This window comes from Myxococcus sp. CA039A, from assembly GCF_013336645.1.
GTDB classification, from domain to species: domain Bacteria; phylum Myxococcota; class Myxococcia; order Myxococcales; family Myxococcaceae; genus Myxococcus; species Myxococcus llanfairpwllgwyngyllgogerychwyrndrobwllllantysiliogogogochensis.
Window position 1 is genome coordinate 1 of record NZ_JABUMQ010000089.1, and the last position, 20,337, is coordinate 20,337.

The window sequence follows — 20,337 nt, forward strand, 5'->3', positions numbered from 1 at the left end:
GGCGTGGGGTCGGGTGATTCCGAGCACGCACCGAGGACGAGGACGACAGGGCAGAGCAGGGCTCTCCAATGCATGGCGTGGCTTCCTTTGGGCGCTGTGAGGGAGAGATCAGAGCGCGACTTCCACACCAAGGCCAGGGGCTATCGACCAGAGCGTCTTCCGGTTCGTGGACCCCGGGTACCACTCACCGACGAGCTGGACGCGGAACCGCTCCAGGAAGGCCATACCCGCCAGGGCCTGGACGACGGGGCGCGAGCAGGCCGTCACCCGGCTGGCACCGCGGTCCTCGCAGTCGGTGGTCCCATAGTTGTCATTGGCGCTGAACATCCACCCGCCACGCAGTCCGAAGCGGCTCTGCGCGAGGAAGGACTGGTCCGTGCGGGGCCGGTACTCGAGTCCTCCCACGAGGGCCACCGAGAAGGACTCGCCTCCTCCCGACGAGAAGACGTCCTCGAGGCCCCGGAAGCCGACGGCGCTCGCGAACCGGAGGCCCGTGGGGAGCCTCGACGCGAAGGCCCCCAGGCTCAGGCCGACCTCGCTCTGCGTGGGGCCCATGGTGAAATGCAGCACGGTGTCCGGCGGGGCGAAGGCCACGCTGTCCGCGGCGAGCTTGCCCGCGAAGCCGACCACCTGCTTGTCGGCGCCTGGCTGCGCGGACGTGAGCCGGTGGAGGGCCCGCCCGATGGACTCCCGGATGCGCACGATGGCGAGGTCTCCACGCCCCGGCTCCACGCCGAGGTCGCGAAACTGGAACCCATAGGCACCCAGCAGCCGCATCGAGTAGTCCAGCTCCGGCTCCGTGGCGCCCTTCTTCCAGTCCGGCCAGCGGCTCGGCGCGATGCCGGGGACGTGGGGCGGAGGCTGCCCCGCCATGGCGCGGTCGCAGTGCGGGTTGCGCCAGGGGGTGCCCTCGGCTTGCTTCCGGGCGGTGCTGCACGCGAAGTAGAGCTGGTCCAGGGACACCTGCAAAAGCGCGCGGAAGTCCGCCATGGCGTCACCCTGGCAGGCCCGCGTGGCGTCCGAGGCTCCGTCATAGACGGCGCGCATGCAGGTGAACGGCGCCCACCCGCCGGGCTCCTCCGTCGGTTCGCCAAGAGGGTCCGCGAAGCGCGCCGTGCCGGCGCTCACGTCCTCCAGCATCCTGCGGGCGTCGTACATGCCCAGGTAGAAGTCGAACGTGCGGAACTCGGTCTCGAAGAAGCCGAGGAAGGCGAAGAGGGGCGCGCTCGCGGCGGGGAAGTGCCGACGTGGCACGACGAGGTGCCTGGCGATTTCGGGCTCCTCTTCGAGCAGCATGGAGAGTTCTTTCGAGCGCGCCGTGTCCACGAGGGCGGCGACGAGCCCGGCCACCTCGGCCGGCAGGGACTCCGCCTCGGCCTGGGCCTCGGTGGGAAGCTGGACGGGGTACTCGGTGGCATCGGGGTCGACGAACGCGAAGGCGATGCCCTTCGGGGTGTCGCGCACCCCCGGCGTGGGGACGTCGCGCCACTTCAGCTTGCCGTCGACAGGCCGCAGCCCGTCGCGCGCGAGCCCCACGGCCAGCCGCAGCGGCGCATTGTCGAAGATGCCTCCGTCGATGAACCGGGCGGTCTTCGCCTCCGACAGCGGGCAGACCGCGGGCGTGGTGGTGGACGAGCTCGACTCGCAGGTGGGCAGTGAGTGCGGAGGGAAGGCCACCGGGAACGACATGGAGGCGAGGATGAGGTTTCGCAGGTGCTCGAAGGGGATTTCGCCCTGGGCATCGGTGACGAGCAGCGGCTCCAGGCGACGACTGCCGGGCGTCGTGTAGTTGGTGGCGCGGGGGGCCTTTCCGGGGCCTCGGCCCTGGATGCGGATGGCGAACTTCTCCTCGATGCGTGGCAGCGACAGGCGCCCATTCGCGGCCCAGAGGACCCGAGGCTCCGCGCGCGTGGTGGACACGCCGAGCACCACGTCGCACGAGGGACTCACTCCCTGGTTCCAGGCCTCTTCGATTCCGGCCGCTCCGCGCTCCAGCCACTCCCGCGAGAACATCCCGAGCGGCGTCGTCGAGGACGGGAGGAAGAGGCGGTCGAACCCGATGGGAATCCAGGTGCGCCAGAACAGCGACTTCTCGGGGGAGGGCGCCTCGACGCCACAGGCGGCCAGCACCGCCAGCAGCGAGTTCAGGCTGCCAGCGGACGCGCCCGTGAGCAGCCGGAGGTCCACGCGCTGACTGCCCCGGGACGAGGCGAGCGCGTAGTACAGGAAGCCCGCTTCATACACACCCAGGGACACCCCGCCGCTCACGGTGAGGGAGACGGCCGAAGGGGGCGCGGCCTCCGGGTCCATCGGCTGGGACTTCGCCGGCGCGGTGGCGAGGAACAGCGCGCACGCGAGGGCGAGCGGAGACAAAGAGAGCGGGAAGCGCATGGAAGGGCGGATGGGCGGGGAGGGCCTGGCGACGGCTGGTGCGGCGCGTGCCTCGCTGGCTGCGACGGAACCCATGGCCCGGCAACGTAGACCCGCCCTGTCCCGGGCGCATCTGGCTTCCTGACGGGGTGCCACATCGTCGACTCCACTGGCGCGAAGGGATGTTGCGCCAGCGGAGGTCGTTCCATCAGCGGCGGCTCATGACCGCTCACGTGTTCGACGGGACACCGGCCTGCCGGAGCTCAAACCCGGACGGGTTCGCGCTCCAGCAGGAGTCCTCCGGTCGGAGGATTAGTAGCGGTAGGTGTCCTGCTTGTACGGACCGCTCTTCTCCACGCCGATGTACGAGGCCTGCTCCGGGGTCAGCTCGGTGAGCTGCGCGTTGAGCTTCTTCAGCTGCAGCCGGGCGACCTTCTCATCCAGGTGCTTGGGCAGCACGTAGACCTTGCCCACCTGGTACTTGTCGCTGTGCGAGTACAGCTCGATCTGCGCGATGGTCTGGTTCGCGAACGAGCTGGACATCACGTAGCTGGGGTGGCCGGTGCCGCAGCCCAGGTTCACCAACCGGCCCTTGGCGAGCAGGATGATGCGCTTGTTGTCCGGGAAGATGACGTGGTCGACCTGCGGCTTGATCTCCTCCCACTGATACTTCTCCAGGGAGGCGACCTCGATTTCATTGTCGAAGTGGCCGATGTTGCAGACGATGGCCTGGTCCTTCATCTTCGCCATGTGGTCGTGGGTGATGACGCTCTTGTTGCCCGTCGCGGTGACGAAGATGTCCGCCTTGTCCGCGGCGTAGTCCATGGTGACGACGCGGTAGCCTTCCATGGCGGCCTGGAGCGCGCAGATGGGGTCGATTTCGGTGACCCACACCTGGGCGGACAGCGCGCGCAGCGCCTGCGCGGAGCCCTTGCCCACGTCTCCGTAGCCGGCGACGACGGCGATCTTCCCGGCGACCATCACGTCCGTGGCGCGCTTGATGCCGTCCACCAGCGACTCGCGGCAGCCGTACAGGTTGTCGAACTTGCTCTTCGTCACGCTGTCGTTGACGTTGATGGCGCGGAACAGGAGGGTGCCCTTCACGGACATCTCCTGGAGGCGGTGCACGCCCGTCGTCGTCTCCTCGGTGACGCCGAGGATCTTCGCCGCCTTGCGCGAGTACCAGGTCGAGTCCTGGGCCAGCTTCGCCTTGATGGAGGCGTACAGCTCGCGCTCCTCCTCGCTCTGGGGCGAGGCGAGGACGCTCGCGTCCTTCTCCGCGCGCTTGCCCAGGTGCATCAGCAGCGTCGCGTCACCACCGTCGTCCAGAATCATGTTCGGACCCTCGTGGTCGCTGCCCGCGGGCCCGAACTCGAAGATGCGGTGGGTGAAGTCCCAGTACTCCTTCAGCGTCTCGCCCTTGTGGGCGAACACGGGCGTGCCCGCGGCGACGAGCGCGGCGGCGGCGTGGTCCTGCGTGGAGAAGATGTTGCACGACGCCCAGCGCACCTCGGCGCCCAGCGCCTGCAGCGTCTCCACCAGCACCGCCGTCTGGATGGTCATGTGCAACGAGCCCGTGACGCGAGCGCCCTTGAGCGGCTGCTGCCTGGCGTACTCCTCGCGGATGGCCATGAGGGCGGGCATCTCGCTCTCGGCGATCCGGATTTCCTTGCGGCCCCACGCGGCGAGCGACAGGTCGGCGACGGCGTGGTCCTGCTTCTGGGTCTGGGGAATGGCGGTCATGAGAATGGCTCCTGCTGATGGTTGCGAATCGTGCTGGCGAGGACCTGCCGAGCCGCTGAAAGCGGACCCACCCTCGCAAGCAACGCGTCCAGGTGAGTGCCGTTGGGTATTCCGCTTCGAGCCTGGGGCCAGAGGCCTCGCAACACTCCTCGAAGTCGCGGGGAAACTACGAGAAGCCGCCGCGAATTTCAAAGGGAGATTGCCGCCCCGGTGGGCAGGCCGGCGACCTCCTCGCGGCCGCCTTCACTGGAGGGCTCCAGGGGGCTTGAAGGGGTGGACCCCGCTTCCATGTGGGTGCGTGGACCTCCTGGAATCGTGAGATTCTGGACAGGGCCGCCAGCAGGGAGGCACCATCGCCGCCTCCCAACAACCCCGAGGGGCCGCAATGCCGTCGAAAAGCGCTGGAACATCTCTGAAGGCCATCAACGAGAACATCCGGGCCGCCTATGCCCGACGCGACCGCTGGGCGGCCCTCGCTCCGGAGGTCTTCGAGGCCCTGAAGGGGCAGATCCAGAAGGCGAACCAGGATGCCGGCCCCAAGTCCGAGGGCACCCTGACGCTCGTCATCGAGCAGGTCCCCCACTGGGATGACTCGCGGGCGTACGAGGTCCGGTTCCTGGGGCACGACATCGGCCTCGTCAAGGGCAACGGCGTTCCCGCCGGGCCGGTGCATGCCCACGGCGCGTCGCTGAAGATCGCCCCGCTGGTGAGCGGCCTGATTGGCGCGAGCTACACCCCGAGCTTCCTCACCGTGGGCGAGGAGCACTACGGCGACGCCAAGCCGGAGCTGGCGCTGCTGGGCGTCTTCGAGCCGGACGAAATCGCGCGCCCCAAGCTGCTCGAGGAGCTGCTCGACAAGACCGCCGCGCGCGCCGCCGTGGACCACTGGGCGAGCGGTGGCACGGTGCGGGCGACGGGGGACTGACCCTCGTCAGCCGTCCTCACGGGCTCCAGGACCGACACGAGGTCCTGGGCGCCCGCGGGGCTTCAGGGCGAGACGACGGGGTAGTGCTTCACCAGGTCCTTCCAGGCGGGCTCGGAGAGCCCCCAGGGACCGCAGATCAGCTGCGTCAGGTGCGGGAAATGGGCCCGGTTGCGCGTGAGCGCTTCGGCGCCCCCGTCGGTCAGGATGGCTCCCGTCAGGTCGAGCACCTTGAGCGACTGGACGTGCTTCATGCGGACCAGCTCGCGGCACAACACATCGCCGAAGTGGCAGTTGTGCAGCTCGAGCCGACGGAGGGCGGCAAGCCCCTTCGCCTCGAAGAGGGGCGCCAGGTCCTCGGGGGTCCACGCGATGTACCACTCGTACTGGAAATCGATGTGCAGTCGCTCGAGCTTCGGGAGTCGTGCCTCCCGCAGGAACTGGAGCCCGGTGCCCTTGGGAACGGGCGCGTGCTTCCACTGCGACAGGTCCGAGGGGCCACAGGGTGTGTGCCCCAGCCAGTGAAGTGAGAGCTCACGCAGCTCGGGATGCTCGACGTGCTCGGCGTGAAGCTCCGTCATGGGCAGCACGAGGGTCTGGAGCCTCGGGTACAGGGCCAGCAGGCGCGCGAGCGAGTGCAGCTGGACCCAGCGAATGCGCTCCTTCCCGTTGGGACTGGAGAACTCCAGGGACCACTCACGCAGCGACGGTCGAGGGCCCGCGCGCTCCAAGGCATCGAGGAGCTCTTCCAGCGGATTCGCCCCGAGGCCCGTGAGCTTGATGCCGAGTGACTCGAGCGACGATGTGTCAGGGGAGGTGAGGGCGATGCTCAGCAGCGCGAGCCCCGCGTCGGGGCGGGTGAAGTCGTGAAGGTCCAACGAGAGCCCGAGCGTCCGCGTGTCCTGGCGTCGACGCTCGAGCGCATCGTCATGGATGTCCTCCCAGGAGTTCTTCCGGTCGATGGTGAGCTGCTCCAGCGACGGAGGGAGGCCGGCTCGACGGATTTCCTCGAGGACGAGGGAGAGTTCTGCTTCAGAGCCTCCAAGGTCCACGCGCAGACTCAAGGCTCGAACGGGCTCCATCCGGATGAGCCGTGCGTAGACGCCACGGGCGCGGCTTGCGTCCACGGTGACGCGGTCCACGAACCCGCGCACGAACACGGCGTCCCCCGGCAGGAGTCCGAGCTCCGCGAGCCACGTCGCCTCATGTGCCGCGAGCAACGAGGCCTCGCGCTCCCGAAGCGTCGGCGCGGCGGCCTTCGTCCCGGCCTTGGCGAGCGCGCACTGCACCTGGATGAACTCGCCCCGTGGGTCGCCCTGGTGTCGTAGCGCCTCGGCGAGTCGCAGGCGAAAGGTGTCCGTCGCATCGGCTGCGAGCGCCGCCAGGTCGTTCGGTGAATGCGTCACGCGCCGGACTGTACGGTGCGGCGAGGTTCTCGCCCACCGTCCGGCCTGGCGCCGCGCCCCCACGGCGCGCTTCCTCGTGGTGCGTGATTGGGGCTTCTGGAGGGGCAGGGGACGGCAAGCCAGGGGCCTGCTGTCCCCAGACCGAGGTCCGGCTCAGGTGCTCATCGGTGAACTACCCGCAGGCGTCACTGCACTGGGTGAGCTGACAGCCATAGCTCGCCGCCTTCGCATCGGCGTCCTGTCGCGCGAACCGACACGCCTTCTTGCAACCGCCGAGGAAGGTGGTGGAGCCAAAGCCAACGACACCACAGGTGCCACCGCTGGCGGTGATGCCCGAGCAGGTCGTCTTGCAGTTGCGCGCGAACTGCTCGACGTTGTTCCCCTCGGACGAGGTCTCTTCCCCAGGCAGTTGCTCGGTCGTCTCCTCCGAGGGGGATTCCTGCTGCTCCTCCCCAGGCCCGCAGCCCGCGCCACCGAAACCCAGGATGCCGAGGATGGCCAGCAACATCACATGTCTCTTCATGACAACTCCTTCGCGCCTGTCTGGTGAAAGTGAAGTCCCAGGAGGCGGTGAGTTGTCTAGGTTTCTGCGAATGTTCTGTCAATGTGACGGTTTTGGATGTGTTTGTTGTTGATGCGCGTTTGTGAGAGGGCGAGAGGAAGGGTGCTCAGCCGAGGCGCTGTTCGGGGTGCAGGCACGCCGCCAGTCGGCCCCGTTGCAGTTTGCCATTCGACGTCCGGGGGAGCTCTTCCACCCGGTAGAACTCGGTGGGGACCTTGTGCGGGGACAGGCGCTCACGCAGGGCCTGCCGCAGCTCGCGCTTGAGAGGGTTGGGCGCGCCGGGTTCGAATTGCAGGAAGGCCGTCAGTGTCATTCCATACAAGGCATCGTCGCGGCCCGACACGGCGGCGTCCGTCACCCCTGGCAGGGCACGCAGGGCCGCCTCGATTTCGAGCGGGCTCAGTCGTTCCCCGCCGACCTTGAGCAGGTCATCGTTGCGCCCCAGGAGCGTCACCAGCCCCTCGGGACTCCGTTCCGCCACGTCGCCGGTGTGCAGCCAGCCCTCCTCGCGGACCTTCTCGCGGGTGGCCTCGGGTGCTCCCAGATACCCCAACATCACCTGTTCGCCGCGCACGCACAGCTCGCCCTCCGGGGTGAGCTTCACGGTGAGCGAGCCGACCGGGAAGCCGGTGGCGGTGGAGAGAAACGCGGGGTGGTCGCTGCGCAGGCAGAGCACCCGGGGCGCCAGCTCCGTCTGGCCGTAGCAGGTGTAGACGCGGCTGGAGGGAAAGGCCCGCATCAGGCGTTGGCGCAGCTCCAGGTTCAGCGCCGCGCCAGCGGAGACGACGTGGGTGACGTCTTTCGTGAGCGCGGGTGCGTCGCCGAGCAGTCGCAGCAAGGTCTCGTGATGGGAGGGGACTCCGCTGATCATCCCATGCAGTCGCCCTTCGTCGAGCAGCCGCTTGAGTTCGACCAGGTTGCCGAGCAGGGACGTGGGGACACCCGCCGCCAGCGCGGGGAGCAGTTGTCCGAGCAGTCCGAAGGAGTAGGAGAGCGGAAGGAACAGCGTCTGCTGGGACACCGACGCGAAGTCGAGGGACGCGAGGACCGCGGCCACGTTCGCCTCGATGTTCCTCCGGGAGAGCTGCACCGCCCGAGGCGCCCCCGTGCTTCCGGAGGTGAACAGGACGACGGCTGTCTCCGGGTGGTGGGGCGGCTCGCTTCGGCCGCTTCGCCAGGAGACGGACAGGGACTCGTCCAGCTCGAAGCAGTCCCCCAGGCCGCTTCTCCGCGCCTCGACTTCCGAGTCCGTCCACTCCGGCGCGAACACGGCCAGCGGAACACCCGCCTCGTAGAAGGCCAGGAAGCGGGTGATGAACCCGAGGCTCCGATGGGCCCGCAGGATGGCGAGACCGCGCGGCCTGTCGACGAGGCCCGCCTTGAGGGTCTCGACCTCTCGGCGGAGTGCGGCGAAGGAGCAGGTCTCCTCTCCGAGGATGAGGGCAGGGGTGTCATCCGCGCGGAAGAAGGCGTGTGCGGTGCTCATGAGGCGTCCGCTCCGTGGCTAGAGGCGCTTGAGCAGCGCGCAGGCGGACGCGCCTCCCGCACCCGCGGAGATGAGCAGGACGCTCTGCCCCGCGCGCAGTGGGAGCTTCTCCTGGAGGTGCGCGAGCGCGATGCCCACGCTGGCTCCCGACGTGTTGCCTGTGAACTGGACCGTCTCCACCACCTTCGCGGGGTCCGCCCCCAGCTTGTCGGTGATGGCCCGGATGAGGTGCAGGTTGGCCTGATGGGGGACGAACCAGTCCACGTCGGCCACGCTCATGCCCAGCCGCCGCAGCAGCGACGCCGCGCCCGCCGACATGTTGTCCACACCCTTCATGAACAGCGTGGCCCCGTGCTCCATCTTCAGGAAGACCTTGGTCGGGTCATCGTTCAGGTGGTGGGGCAGGCGGGAGCCTCCGGCACGGATGGCGATGATGTCCGCCATGGAGGCGTCCGCACCCAGCTCGCTCGCCACGAGCTGATAGTCGGCCTGCTCGGGGCGCGGAGTTACCAGACAACTGGCGGCCCCGTCACCGAACAGGGCCGTGGTCGCCAGGTCCTCGCGGTTGAGGAACTTGGAGCGGATGTCCGCGGCGATGACCAGGTGGTCGCTCCCCGTGGCCAGCGCGAGTCCTGCTCCCACATGGACGGCGCTGGTGAAGCCCGCGCAGGCGGCCACCAGGTCCAGCACGCCAATGCCATCCAGTCCCAGCTTGGGGAGGACCAGTGGCGAGGTCGGCGGGGTGGGGAAGTCACCCGACACGGTGGCCAGCAAGAGCTGGGAGATTCGCCGGCGGTCGATGGCGCAGTCCTCCATCAGCCGCAGGGCCGCCGCCGCCGCGATGTCGCTGCACGCCTGCTCCGGCTCCACCCAGTGCCGCTTCTCGACGCCGGTCCTGTGGGTAATCCAACTGGGACGCGCCCGAGTCCCCATCCAGTCGAGTACGTCCTGATTGGTCATCACCTTCGCGGGCAGCCACGAGCGGGGCCCGAGCAGGTACACCGGTGCGGTGGGCTTCAAGAAGCTCATGGCTTCAACACTCCTTCCAATCGGAACATGGGGAGGCCCCCGGTGACATCCAGCACCGCGCCGTTGATGTACTGGTGCGCGGACAACAGGGAGTCGAGCGCTTCACCGACGTGCTCGGGCTCACCCAGCTCCCCCTGCGGAATGACGCCGCCCATCCGCTCCACGTAGAGGGGCCTGGACCAGTACTTCTTCGTCCGCGTCGTCTTGAAGAGCCCCAGCCGCACGGTGTTACTCAGGACGTTGAACGTGCCGTAGTCCACCGCGAGGTTGCGCATCAGCCCCTCCAGCGCGGACTTGCACAGGATGTACGCGCCATAGCGCCCCGTGCCGCTGACGGTGGAGATGCTGGAGATGAAGACGATGCGGCCCCAGCGGGCTTCGACCATGGACGGCAACAGGCGGCGCAGCAGCCAGACGTTGCCCATCAGGTTCGCGGTGACATCCTCTTCGAGCGCCGCCTGGGGAAGTTCATGGAAGCGGTGCAGGGGAGGGCGCCGCGTCCAGGCATTCAGCACCAGTCCCTGGAGGCCCTGGGCGAGCAGTCCCTCCAGGGCCGCGTCGCTGCGTCCGGGCGCGGCGAGGTCCAGCACCAGTCCCTGGGCCTTCAGCCCGTCGTCTCGATACCGCGCCCGCAGCTTCTCCAGCGACGCTTCCGAGGACGCCGTCACGAACACTTCGTCACCGAGGGCGAGCCGTCGGCGAGCGATGGAGCGTCCGATGTCGGAGCCGCCTCCCGTGATGAGGACCCTCATGTGGCGCCCAGCTTTCGCAGCCACGCTGTCAGGGAGTCGAGGCTGTGGAAGGCCTGCTCGGAGAAGTCCCGCCCGGAGATGCGCAGCGACAGTTCCTTCTCCAGCGCCGCGACACCGAGCACCATCAGCAAGCTGTCCATCCCGTACGCGGCCAGGGGCTCGGAGGTACCCGAGGGGAACTCCTCCATGCCGGCGATGCGCAGGGCTTTCTTGATGCGTTCGAGCAGGTCCATGTCTGGGCTCCCCCGGTTCACTGCTTCACCCAGTGCTGCATGGCGAAGGACAGTCCTCCGCCCACGCTCATCAGCAGCACCGAGTCACCCGACGCGAACAGTCCCTGCTCCAGCGCCTCCGACAGCGAGAAGAGGACGGAGGCGCCTCCGATGTTGCCGACGCGGTCCGCGCTCCAGATGAGGCGGGCCTGGAGTCCTCCTTCCGCGCAGACCTGCTCGATGAGCTTGCGGTTGATTTGATGGGCCACCACCCAGCGGACTCGCGCCAGCCCCTGGCCGCCAGGGAACATCGCGCGGAGCATCTCCAGGTAGCGTCGCAGCGCCTCCTCGCGAAGCCGGGTGCCGTCTCCCGCCATCGCGTAGCCCCCCTGCTCCAGGACGTTCCTGTCGGGAGGCAGTCTCCCCGGCGTCGTGTACAGGTCCACCAGCGTTCCGTCGGTGGCGTAGAGGCACTGGCGAACCTCGAAGTCGGGCGAGGTCGGCTCACGACGCAGCCACAGGGCCGCGCCTCCATCCGCGAGGATGAACCAGGTCTCCTTGAGGGCCGGGTTCATCACCTTGGAGAGCGTCTCCGCGCAGCTCACCATCACGTTGTCGTAGCCGCTGCCCAGCAAGGACATCGCGAGGTGCAGGCTGGCCAGGGACGTGGAGCACCCCGCCTTGAGCTCATAGGCCGCGGCGTGACTGTCGAGCCGTCCCAGGATGGCCGCGGCCTGCGAGCCCGTGTAGCGGCTCGTCGTGGTGGTGCCATGAATCAGCGCTTCGATGTCGGCGCCGCCGTGGCCCCCCAGTGCGCGCCGGGTCGCCGTCAGCGCGAGGGACTCGCTGGTCTCCTCGTCTCCTGGGGCGAGGGGCGATTCTCCCGGGAGCGCTCCGGGCAGTCTCGCGAGGTATCTCTGGCCGAAGCCCAGTCGCGCTTGCAGCTTCCGGCCGAGCGCCTCCAGCGTCTGGGCGGAGCGGCCGTGTTGCTCGGTGTCCCGGGCGAGCAGCTCCGCGTTGGACACGGTCCGCGTTCCAGGCCACGAACGGCCATGGCCCAGTACCTGGATGCCCAGGCGTGGCTCCAGCACCTTCATGGCGCGCTCGCTTCGACGGGAGCCTGGGGAGCCGGCGTCACCTGCGCACGGGCCGGGTTGAAGTGCTCCCACTCGAAGTTCTCGAGACGAGAGTCCTCCGGCAGCGTGTCCTTCAAGAGCTTGTTGTTGATGCCAATCCAGCTCCTCGCGCCGATGGTCGTCCGGGGCCCCACCATGGCGCCGGCTCCGAGGAACACGTTGTCGCCGATGTTCACCTCGCCCAACTGCACCTTGTCGCCGAGGAACACGTGGCCGAGGACGAAGACATTCGCGCCCATCGTGCAGCCCTTGCCGATGGTCAGCAGCGGGTAGTCCGCGAGGATGGCGAAGAGGGACGAGTTCACCCCGTACGCGATGCGGGCCCCCATGGCCCGCCAGTACAGATACTTGGTGACGTAGAACGTGAAGAAGAACGGCTGGAGTCCGCAGATGCGCACCGCGTGACCCAGACAAAGGACCGAGTACCAGGCGAGGTAGTCCCGGGACAGCTCCATCGCGTAGGTGCCCGGCCGCATGCGAGGGATGCACAGGCGCATGAGCCAGCACGTCGCCAGGAAGACTCCCGCGAGGACTCCGGGCGCCAGCAGCGCCCACGCGGCGAACCCGGGCCTGTCCCAGCTCCAGCGCAGGAAGAGCAGACATGACCACCACGCCACGAGGCCCGGCGGCAGGGCGAATGCCATCGTGATGAGGTCCACGAGGAGCACTCGCGCGAGGCCGAAGGCGCGGGACTGGTGCTTGAACCGCTGCCTCGCGGTGGCGAGCGCGTCCGTCGCGTCCTGGGTCACGCGGCCTCCTGGTGGACGGGGCTCGGCGCTTCGGGGTTGACCTGGAAGAGAGGGAAGTAGGAAGCGACGCGGGCCTCCTCGACGTCACGCGCGAGCTGGGGAATCTCCTCCCAGGTGTAGACGCGCTCGCCGTCCACGGGGGGCAGCCAGCCCATCTCCTCCGCGAAGCCCACCGCCGCCACGGCCTCCGAGTAGCGCGCGTAGTGGGTGTGGATGTGCTGGTGCCTCTTGGTGCACTCGGTGGAGCGCGAGAGGTCGATGAGCTCCGCGCCGAGCTTCCAGCCCGCGGTGGCAATCACGCCCTGGCGGCCGAGCGCCTTCAGCGTGGCCTGGAAGAGGGGCGCGCCGATGTGGTCGAGGAAGATGGAGACATCCTGGCCACGTCCTGCCTCCTTCACCTTCGCGAGGAAGCGCTTCTCCGACTGGGTGTAGCGCTGGCGGTAGCCGGAGTCCGAAGCGAAGAGGGCCGGGTCCAGCATCAGGTCGGGGAACTCGCGCCGGTCGATGGGGATGATGTCCACGGAGGCGAGGTGTCGCAGGCGCTCGTCCTGGGAGGCGACCATGGCCACCCGGCACCCGGCGTACCGGGCCAGTCGGAGCTGCGCATAGGAGACGCCGCCGCCCCAGCCGACGACGAAGGGCGCGGGGCAGTCCGACTCGCTGACCTGCAGGCGCCAGCAGCCATAGGCGAGTCGCCAGTTGGACCAGGCGGTGATGTAGCGCAGGGAGAACGCGGCCCACTGCTTCAGCGAGTGACGGGTGTCGCGAGGAATGGGGACGAGCACGCGCTCGGGGAGCCGCGTCTTCCGGGCCAGCAGGCCCATGGTGTGGCTGGCGTCGTAGGCGAGCACCTTGACCGGGTAGCCGTGCTCGTCCTGCTCCGCGTTGCAGAACACGAGGCAGAGGTCTCCCGGGCGGACTCGCGTGACGGCGCTGCCCGTCTCGAGGACGCGCACGACGCCCGCGTTGCCGATGACGACCTTGTCTTCCCGACGCAGCCGACAGATGTCCACGGGCACGCGCTGGAGGGCGTGCCCCATGTTTCCCTCCCAGCAGCCATAGAGGGGCTCGGCGAGCACGTGCTCGGGACCGAGGTCCGGGATGATGAAGGACTCCTGGACCAGCTCACCCGGGACGCTCTTGCCGTCCCGCTGCTTCTCTCCGCGATGAAGGACCCAGGCCTGCGCCTCTTGCATGACCGCTCCAGTGATGCGCCGGGGGAGAGTCGCCGAGCGCGTCGAAGTGGAGGGATGATGTTGAATCCTGATTCATGTCTCAAGAATGCCCGGGGTGCGCCTCCTCCTGCCGCGAGTCCCCGTGGTCGTGGGGAATGTCGCCGCGGGGAGAAAACGCAGGTGGGGCGTCGGATCCCGCCCCGATGACGTGCTCACGGAGCGACGGGAGGCGGGGGATCCGACGGGTCGTGACGCCGGCCTGCTCAGCGGGTTGTGCGCGGTGCTCATCGACCGCGAAGGAGCTGGGGGCGAGCGTGGCCTGCACCAGGCGCTTGGGACCGTTGCCAGTGACAGTCGCCGCTGACTGTCACCGGCGACAGGTCATCGCCAGCGTCACGCCTGGAATGCTTGCGTGAGTCTGGCGATCGCCGCGGGGAGGCCGCGCACGCGGAGCTTCCGGCCGTGCTCGTCGTACTCCTCGTTGAGCACCGTGGTGTGCTCGTACACCTCGCCGATGCGTCCCTGACTGGCGTATGGAATCACCAGGTGGGCTTCCACCATCGACGCCTCGAAGAACTGGATGATGACCTGGCGGAGCTTCGCCACGTCGTCCGGCCGATGGGCCGAGAGCAGCACGGCCTCCGGATGCTCCGCGCGCAGTGCATCCTGCGCCGCCTGGTCCAGCCGGTCGGTCTTGTTCAGCAGGAGCTTGCTCGGCACGGTGTGCGCGCCAATCTCTCGCAGCACGGACCGGGTGACTTCCAACTGCAACTTCCAGGTCGGGTCCGACGCATCCACCACGTAGAGCAGCAGCGACGCTTCCAGCGCCTCATCCAGCGTGGAGCGGAAGGACGCCACGAGGTCGTGCGGCAGCTTCTGGATGAAGCCCACCGTATCGGAGACGAGCACGCGAGGACGGGTCTCTGGATGCAGCGCGCGCACCGTGGTGTCCAGCGTGGCGAAGAGCTGGTCGGCGACCAGGACCTCGCTCCCGGTGAGGGCGCGCATCAGGGAGGACTTGCCCGCGTTGGTGTAGCCGACGAGCGCCACCCGGAGCTGCTCCCTGCGGGCATACCTGCGATGGTCCTGCTCCTTCTGGATGACGGCGAGCCCCGCGCGCAGCTCCGCGAGGCGGTCCCGGATCTTCCGCCGGTCGAGCTCCACGGCGGAGTCTCCGGCGCCACGCCCCTGCTGCCGCTCCCGGCCTCCAGAGGACTCCCGCAACCGGGGCGCGAGGTAGGTGAGCCGGGCAATCTCGACCTGCATGCGCGCCTCGTGGCTGCGCGCGTGCCGGTGGAAGATGTCGACAATCACGCCCGTGCGGTCCATCACCTGGGCGCCGGTGGCCTTCTCCAGATTGCGCAGCTGGCTCGGCGACAGCTCGTGGTCGACGACCACCACCGTGGGACGTGGCCCACTGACGTCTTCCTCGGGCTCGGAGGCGTCGTCATCCTCGTCGACGTCCTCTGCCTCGGAGTCGTCCGTCTCGGAGTCCTCGGCCTCGGTGTCCTCCGACTCGGTGTCCTCCGACTCGGTGCCCTCGGTCTCAGCGCCCTCCGACTCGGTGTCCTCCGACTCGGAGTCGGTCGCCTCGGTGCCTTCCTCGGAGGTCTCCTCGGCCTCGGAGTCCTCCTCGGCGGCCTCCCACTTCGCTCGGGCCTTGGAGGTCCGGTCCCGGGCGCCCGAGGTGATGACTCCCGGCCCTCCGGTGAGCGCGGCCAGGTCCTTGAGCTTCCCCTTGCCGAGCACCGTTCCCGTGGCCAGCGCTCCTCGGCGCTGGGACACCGTCGCCACGGCGTCGTAGCCCAGGGTGTGCACCAGCCTCTTGAGCTCCGCGAGGTCCGCGGCGTGCTCCGTGTCCGTCACGCTGGGAAACTGGACGCCCACGAGGACGGCACGGGGGCGAACAACTGGCGGGGTCTTCGACATGGGCATGCTCGTAACACGGTGAGGCCCCAGGTGGGGTAAAGCTGGCCTGCCTCCCCGGTTCCAGGCGACTGTCGCCTGGGGGAGCAGGCGACTGGCGACCTCCGTCCGACAAATGCCATGAGAGACCTCATCCAGACGGTTGGCGACCTGCTGAGCCGTGCGCCCGCGAGCGATGACGAGTCGCCTGCCTTTCGCCCAGCCTCCGCGTGGCTCCTCGTCTGCCTCATGCGCCAGCTCGTCCGTCAGCGCTGGCTCGTCCGTATCATCGACGAGCGACTCACCCCGAAGTGGGACGAAGGCGAAGAGGACGGGGATGTCCCGGGTCTCGAGGGCTGGACGTACGACTTCCATGGACGCGGCTGTTGCCTCTCCAGCGCCGGCGAAATCCTGGACGTCGATTTCCACGGAGACGAGGGGACCACCATCGACCCCTACTTCTTCGCGACCCGCCTCCACTCCCTCTCCGCGCCAGGGGTTCCCGAGGTCCGTCTCATGGCCCTGCTTCCGGGCCGAGACCTGGTGGTGAGCGCCATCCGGGAGCTCCAGAACCAGGGGCTCCTGCGGCACCCGACCAGTGAGCATGTCTTCCGGCTCCCGCCGGAGCTGGAGGCCCTGGCCGAGGCAGCCGAAACCCTGGACCTCGGCTCGCGGCAGGCACGCGAGCAGAGCTTCGTCCTGCTCGGAGACTTCGAGGCGCTGGACGACAGCACGTTCGCGGCGAGGGCGCGGGAGGCACGGGAGGCACGCAAGCAGTGGCTCCTGGCGCGGACGACCGCCCCCACCTCTGCGGGTGATGCCCTGGCCGCGCTTCAGGAACTCTTGCCTCCCGACGCGTTCGTCCAGGCTTGCGCGCGAGTCCTCTCCGGCCCCATCTCCTCGGCCATGGGAGATGCGATTGAGCGGCTGGACACGCTGCCGGGCGTCGCGGGAGGCCCCGCGGTGTTCGCGCTGCTCCAGCGCTTGTCTCCGGAAGAGCATCACCCCTATTCACTCCATGCCGCCGCCAGCTACCTGCTTCGCCGTCAGTTCGAGCGGGAGAGGGTGCTCGCGGTGGTGCTCGCCTTCGCTCGGGTGGACAAGGTGAAGGGCTACGGAGGCAATCCCTTCGACGGAGACTTCGCGCTCCTGGCCCTGGAGCATGCGCCTGAACACGCCCTGGAGCTGGTGCGGCGCGCGCTGCGCTCCTCCGTGCCCTATTGCCGGATGCGAATCGCCACCGTCCTCTGTGTCCTGGACACACCGTGGACTCAGCGGGAGCTGAGCGCGGCCCTCCAGGAGCGCGCCGCGTCGGACGCGGGAGATTCCAAGTACCTCCAGCTCGCGCTCGCACGGAGCCAGTCTCCATGGGCCCGAGCCATCGCCGCGCGGTGGGGACGCCAGCAGCCGCCTCCCGCCACCGCGGAGATCGGCTTCACCCATGAGGAGGTGATGGCGGCCAACGCGGACAGCTGGTTCGACGCCGAACTCGAGAAGGCCCGCGCCTGGGTCCAGCGGACGCGGATTCAAACACCGCACGAGCCAGGGTGAGACGCCCCCGGGCTCCAGGGGCGTCCCGTCCCGAGCGACACTGCTGGAGGACGGCTCAATCGCAGCGCTGGACGTCCTCGGTGATGAAGCCGTTGCGGCTGGAGATGCTCCGGTCGTAGCAGTCGCCGGGGAAGCCGCTCACCCGGTAGCGATGCGTGGAGGTCCCCACCGCGTTGCGCTGCGCCCGGGGGACGCCCAGCGTGTACGCGGCCTCTCCGGTGAAGACGTCACTGCTCTCGCGGTGCGCCAGCGTCTGGAGACCTCGGAGGTCGAACGCGTCCTCCGCGTCGTTCATGGTGATGGTCGTGGTGAGCCGGTTCTCGGGCGTCACGCTGATGAGCCCGTCGAGCACGAAGCGCTTGTCGGAGCGGCTCACCGTCGGAAAGAGGTCGCGACCCACGACGGTGACGGTGCTGGTGTCATTCCACGTGGCGGTGAGCTCGTCCGGGTTCTCCATGTCGCCCAGCCAGCGGTGCATGCTCGCGTTGGACACCTTCTGCTCGACCGTCGTCAGCTCCCAGCCGCGCGAGGTCTTCACGTAACCAGACACGCGCAGGTGCTGGCCGCCTTGCGTGTCCACCTGGTGCCAGCCGTCCACCAGCGCGTACGTCGAGTCATTCGTCAGCGCCCCCAGCGAGTGCTGGAGCAGTCCGCCCGTGACGCGCGCGGCGTGCGAATCCCGCCAGACGAGGACGTTGGTGGGCAAGTCCCACCCGGGGCGTCCCTCGGGGACCCCCAGCACGCTCACCCGGAGTTGGTGCGGCTGGCCGTCCGTCAGCAGGCCCACGAAGGGGGTGAGGTCATACGCGATGGGGCGGATGTTGAAGGCGCGCGGCGCCGGCAGCACGTACCAGAGGAACGGGTTGGACCAGCCGCCCGTGTACACATGCGGGAAGGGCATGGCGATGCCCGCCACCTTTCCATCCACTTCAATCTGCACCTCGCGGTACGGGCCCGCGTCGGCGGGGCACGAGTACGGCACGACGGTGGGCGCGGTGATGTACCAGAACTCCTCGCAGCCACCGCCCGAGCCCGTCGCGTAGACCTCCGCGATGAGCCGCGCGGTGTTCTGGGGCACCGTCACCTCGCCCACCAGCGCGCTTCCCTCTCGGCGCGGGTTGACGAGCGGAAGCACGTCGCTGGCGGTGCTGGCCGGGGGCAACCGCCGTCCCTGCGCCGGGTAGAACGTCAGGTACACCTGCACGTCCAGCACGCCCGTGTACGTGTCGTTGACCACGTTGCCAATCAGCATCCACACGGGCTGGGACTGGCGCAGCAGCGGCGCGTAGGCGGTGACATCCTTCTCCACCGACCACGCGATTCCCTCGCGAGACGGCTCGGGCGTGGACGTCTTGAAGAGGGTGACGCCTCCCACCTCCAGGTGGCCCAGGCGGTCGTACTGGACGCCCTGGACCTTGCCTTCCATGCGCAGCACCACCTTGTGCCACGGCCCCGGGCAGTCCGCGGGCGGCGTGAAGGTGCCGGTGAAGGGCGTGAAGTCGTCGAACTTCTCGTCGACGATTCGGACGGTGCACGACGCCGTCGCCGGCCGCTCCACCGTGGGGACGGCCGTGCGAGGGTCATCCCAATCCGTACCGAACTCAGGGGGCGGCTCGACGGCCAGCGCGGGCAGCGCCGCGCCGAGGGCGAGGACTGCCGCGGCGAATGCTCCGGGGAAAGGACGCACGGCTTTTCCTTGGTAGGCGGTTAGTCCGTGGAGACTAGGCCTCGCCGGTGCCGTGGGCAATGCGCGAGCTTCCGGTGCGAACCCGCCCCGGTGTCGGACACTCGCGTAGCGCCGAGGGCACCCGGGCCCCCGCGTCCGGCGAGGGGCTTTCCGAGCAGGGCCGCTGTCATCAGGGCCATGGCCGCGCGGCTCGGGTCATCAACTTCCACGCGCGCGTCGCGCTTCTCAGCGCTTCGGTTGACGCGCCTTGTTGGCCACACGCTTCTTCTTCGCTCCGCTCGAAGGGCCGCGCTTGTGTCGGGGTGTCTTGCGCTTCGAGGGGCGCTGCTTGCCGTCTTGCAGCGCCCGGTCGAGCGTGCGACCGGCGCCCGCCACCACCCCGTCCTGGCCCAGGGTCCCCTTCAACGTTTCGTCCACCGCACCGCCGGGAGCGAGCGTGCCCTTCACGGTGCCACCCACGTCTCCCAAGACGCGTGTCAGCGCGCCTCCGGGTCCAGTGGCCCCCTTGGCGACATCTCCGACGTCGTGAACCGCCTCGGAGATGGCGCCTCCGGGCCGAAGCGTTTCGTGGGTGGCCTCTCCCACCTCCGAGATTGCGTGGCCTACCGGGCGCAGAAGGCTTGCGAGCAGCTCCGGGTTGTTGTCCACCGTCTGCAGGGCGCGATTCAGGATCTCATAGACGCGCTGGAGCCGGACCTTCAGCAGGGCCTGCGCCTCCACGCCCTTGATGGTCAAGGCCACCCGGTCGATGTCCACCTCCGCGCCTACGTCCAGCTTCACCAGATTGGCGAGCTCCGCGTGCAGGGCCACCCGCGCGTGCAGTCTCTCCACGTCGAGTGATATCTCGTCCACCTTCACCGTCGGCACGTCGAGCAGCACGTCAGGAATGGTCTCGATAGGCCCTTCATCGGCGCCCGCCACGGCGAGCACGTGGCGGGTGTCTTCGCGCGTCACCTCACCCGTCGGGCGTCCGATCTTCCCCGAAGGCGCGTCCCGTCGGGCTTTCTTCGCGCCGGACCTCTCCGCGTCCCGTTTCCACGGATTCCATTTCGCCACGGTCGACTCCCCCTCGTGGCCCAAACCTGGGGACGTCTCGCGACCTGTCATCCTCGGGGTCGTCCGCCCTGACCGGTGGGTCTGGGTGCCTCGTGGGACGCGGGCGGACGCAGGCATGGCCTCTCGAACAGGAGGGCCTCGGGCCCTGCCTCTCCGCGGGGCCTTCCTATCTTTGAGACTCACCGCGAAATGTCACGCCTCCACGTGTGGAGCGGGAGAGAACCCATGCCAGAACGTCGAGGCAAGCCCACCCGACGTCGCCGTCCCTCGGGGCGCACGGCCACACCCTCGAAGGGCCCTTCGCACCGAGTCATGACCCGGCGCACGCGGGGCGACTCGGCGTCCACGCAAGCCCCGGAGAACTCCGACCTCGACGCGGTCATCAGCGCGAAGGCGAAGGGACGCTCACTCGAAGTCCACGCCCTTCAGGGGGTGCGAGTGCGCACCTGGGCGCCGCCCGACGCGCGGCGCGTCCACGACTCGCACCGGGTCGGGCTCCCCGCGCACCTCGCGCCGGGCGAGCACCACGGTCCTTTCGAAGCCGGAATGCGAGTGGGGGTGCGACTGCCCGACCCTCCACGCCTTCATGGAGAGTC

The 20,337-nt window shown here is 68.8% G+C and carries 17 protein-coding genes and 1 riboswitch; of the genes, 2 read left to right on the forward strand and 15 right to left on the reverse strand.

Annotation, left to right across the window (positions count from 1 at the left end):
- Window positions 1-108 precede the first annotated feature (108 nt).
- Both HR086_RS16700 and ahcY read right to left on the reverse strand, forming a co-directional pair.
- The gene (locus tag HR086_RS16700) at window positions 109-2,466 is read right to left on the reverse strand and encodes a patatin-like phospholipase family protein (RefSeq protein WP_254626351.1); all 2,358 of its coding nucleotides are present in this window, start codon (window positions 2,464-2,466) and stop codon (window positions 109-111) included.
- 216 nt (window positions 2,467-2,682) lie between these two features.
- Window positions 2,683-4,113: an adenosylhomocysteinase gene (gene ahcY / locus HR086_RS16705; RefSeq protein ID WP_174466116.1), complete on the reverse strand. Its 1,431-nt coding sequence runs from the start codon at window positions 4,111-4,113 to the stop codon at window positions 2,683-2,685.
- An 87-nt stretch (window positions 4,114-4,200) separates the two neighbouring features.
- Window positions 4,201-4,270, reverse strand: a riboswitch (S-adenosyl-L-homocysteine riboswitch).
- A 228-nt stretch (window positions 4,271-4,498) separates the two neighbouring features.
- On the opposite strand from ahcY, the gene HR086_RS16710 reads away from it, so the two are divergent.
- On the forward strand, window positions 4,499-5,038 hold the full coding sequence (locus HR086_RS16710) for a hypothetical protein (RefSeq protein WP_174466117.1): 540 nt from the start codon (window positions 4,499-4,501) through the stop codon (window positions 5,036-5,038).
- Between the two features lie 62 nt (window positions 5,039-5,100).
- On the opposite strand, the gene HR086_RS16715 is transcribed toward HR086_RS16710, so the two are convergent.
- The 10 genes from HR086_RS16715 to hflX all read right to left on the reverse strand — a co-directional run bounded on the left by HR086_RS16715 (window position 5,101) and on the right by hflX (window position 15,471).
- The gene (locus HR086_RS16715; RefSeq protein ID WP_174466118.1) at window positions 5,101-6,441 is read right to left on the reverse strand and encodes a hypothetical protein; all 1,341 of its coding nucleotides are present in this window, start codon (window positions 6,439-6,441) and stop codon (window positions 5,101-5,103) included.
- A gap of 172 nt (window positions 6,442-6,613) precedes the next feature.
- Window positions 6,614-6,964 (reverse strand): hypothetical protein, encoded by a 351-nt coding sequence (locus tag HR086_RS16720; RefSeq protein ID WP_174466119.1) that lies wholly within the window; start codon window positions 6,962-6,964, stop codon window positions 6,614-6,616.
- A gap of 145 nt (window positions 6,965-7,109) precedes the next feature.
- Complete coding sequence (locus HR086_RS16725; protein WP_174466120.1) at window positions 7,110-8,489, reverse strand: class I adenylate-forming enzyme family protein; 1,380 nt, start codon at window positions 8,487-8,489, stop codon at window positions 7,110-7,112.
- A gap of 18 nt (window positions 8,490-8,507) precedes the next feature.
- A complete protein-coding gene (locus HR086_RS16730; protein WP_174466121.1) occupies window positions 8,508-9,518 on the reverse strand; it encodes a 3-oxoacyl-ACP synthase III family protein in 1,011 nt (336 codons plus the stop codon).
- Entirely contained in the window at window positions 9,515-10,270 is a 756-nt protein-coding gene (locus tag HR086_RS16735) for an SDR family NAD(P)-dependent oxidoreductase (RefSeq protein ID WP_174466122.1), read from the reverse strand. The genes HR086_RS16730 and HR086_RS16735 overlap by 4 nt, the downstream gene beginning before the upstream one ends.
- Window positions 10,267-10,503, reverse strand: coding sequence for an acyl carrier protein (locus HR086_RS16740; protein WP_174466123.1), 237 nt, complete (start codon window positions 10,501-10,503; stop codon window positions 10,267-10,269). Before HR086_RS16740 ends, HR086_RS16735 begins: the two co-directional genes overlap by 4 nt.
- A gap of 17 nt (window positions 10,504-10,520) precedes the next feature.
- Window positions 10,521-11,579 (reverse strand): 3-oxoacyl-ACP synthase III family protein, encoded by a 1,059-nt coding sequence (locus HR086_RS16745; protein WP_174466124.1) that lies wholly within the window; start codon window positions 11,577-11,579, stop codon window positions 10,521-10,523.
- Window positions 11,576-12,367, reverse strand: coding sequence for a DapH/DapD/GlmU-related protein (locus HR086_RS16750; protein WP_174466125.1), 792 nt, complete (start codon window positions 12,365-12,367; stop codon window positions 11,576-11,578). Before HR086_RS16750 ends, HR086_RS16745 begins: the two co-directional genes overlap by 4 nt.
- The gene (locus tag HR086_RS16755) at window positions 12,364-13,563 is read right to left on the reverse strand and encodes a zinc-binding dehydrogenase (protein ID WP_174458002.1); all 1,200 of its coding nucleotides are present in this window, start codon (window positions 13,561-13,563) and stop codon (window positions 12,364-12,366) included. The genes HR086_RS16750 and HR086_RS16755 overlap by 4 nt, the downstream gene beginning before the upstream one ends.
- Before the next feature lie 372 nt (window positions 13,564-13,935).
- Window positions 13,936-15,471, reverse strand: a complete 1,536-nt coding sequence (gene hflX, locus HR086_RS16760; RefSeq protein WP_174466126.1) for a GTPase HflX — start codon at window positions 15,469-15,471, stop codon at window positions 13,936-13,938.
- Between the two features lie 117 nt (window positions 15,472-15,588).
- Here hflX and HR086_RS16765 point away from each other — a divergent pair, with 117 nt between their 5' ends.
- Window positions 15,589-16,998, forward strand: a complete 1,410-nt coding sequence (locus HR086_RS16765) for a hypothetical protein (protein ID WP_174466127.1) — start codon at window positions 15,589-15,591, stop codon at window positions 16,996-16,998.
- Between the two features lie 55 nt (window positions 16,999-17,053).
- Here the strand turns inward: HR086_RS16765 and HR086_RS16770 are convergent, their stop codons facing one another.
- The 3 genes from HR086_RS16770 to HR086_RS16780 form a co-directional block, all read right to left on the reverse strand.
- Entirely contained in the window at window positions 17,054-18,685 is a 1,632-nt protein-coding gene (locus tag HR086_RS16770) for a peptide-N4-asparagine amidase (protein WP_174466128.1), read from the reverse strand.
- Between the two features lie 225 nt (window positions 18,686-18,910).
- A complete protein-coding gene (locus HR086_RS16775) occupies window positions 18,911-19,639 on the reverse strand; it encodes a hypothetical protein (RefSeq protein ID WP_254614685.1) in 729 nt (242 codons plus the stop codon).
- A gap of 507 nt (window positions 19,640-20,146) precedes the next feature.
- Complete coding sequence (locus HR086_RS16780; protein WP_141641556.1) at window positions 20,147-20,329, reverse strand: hypothetical protein; 183 nt, start codon at window positions 20,327-20,329, stop codon at window positions 20,147-20,149.
- Window positions 20,330-20,337 lie beyond the last annotated feature (8 nt).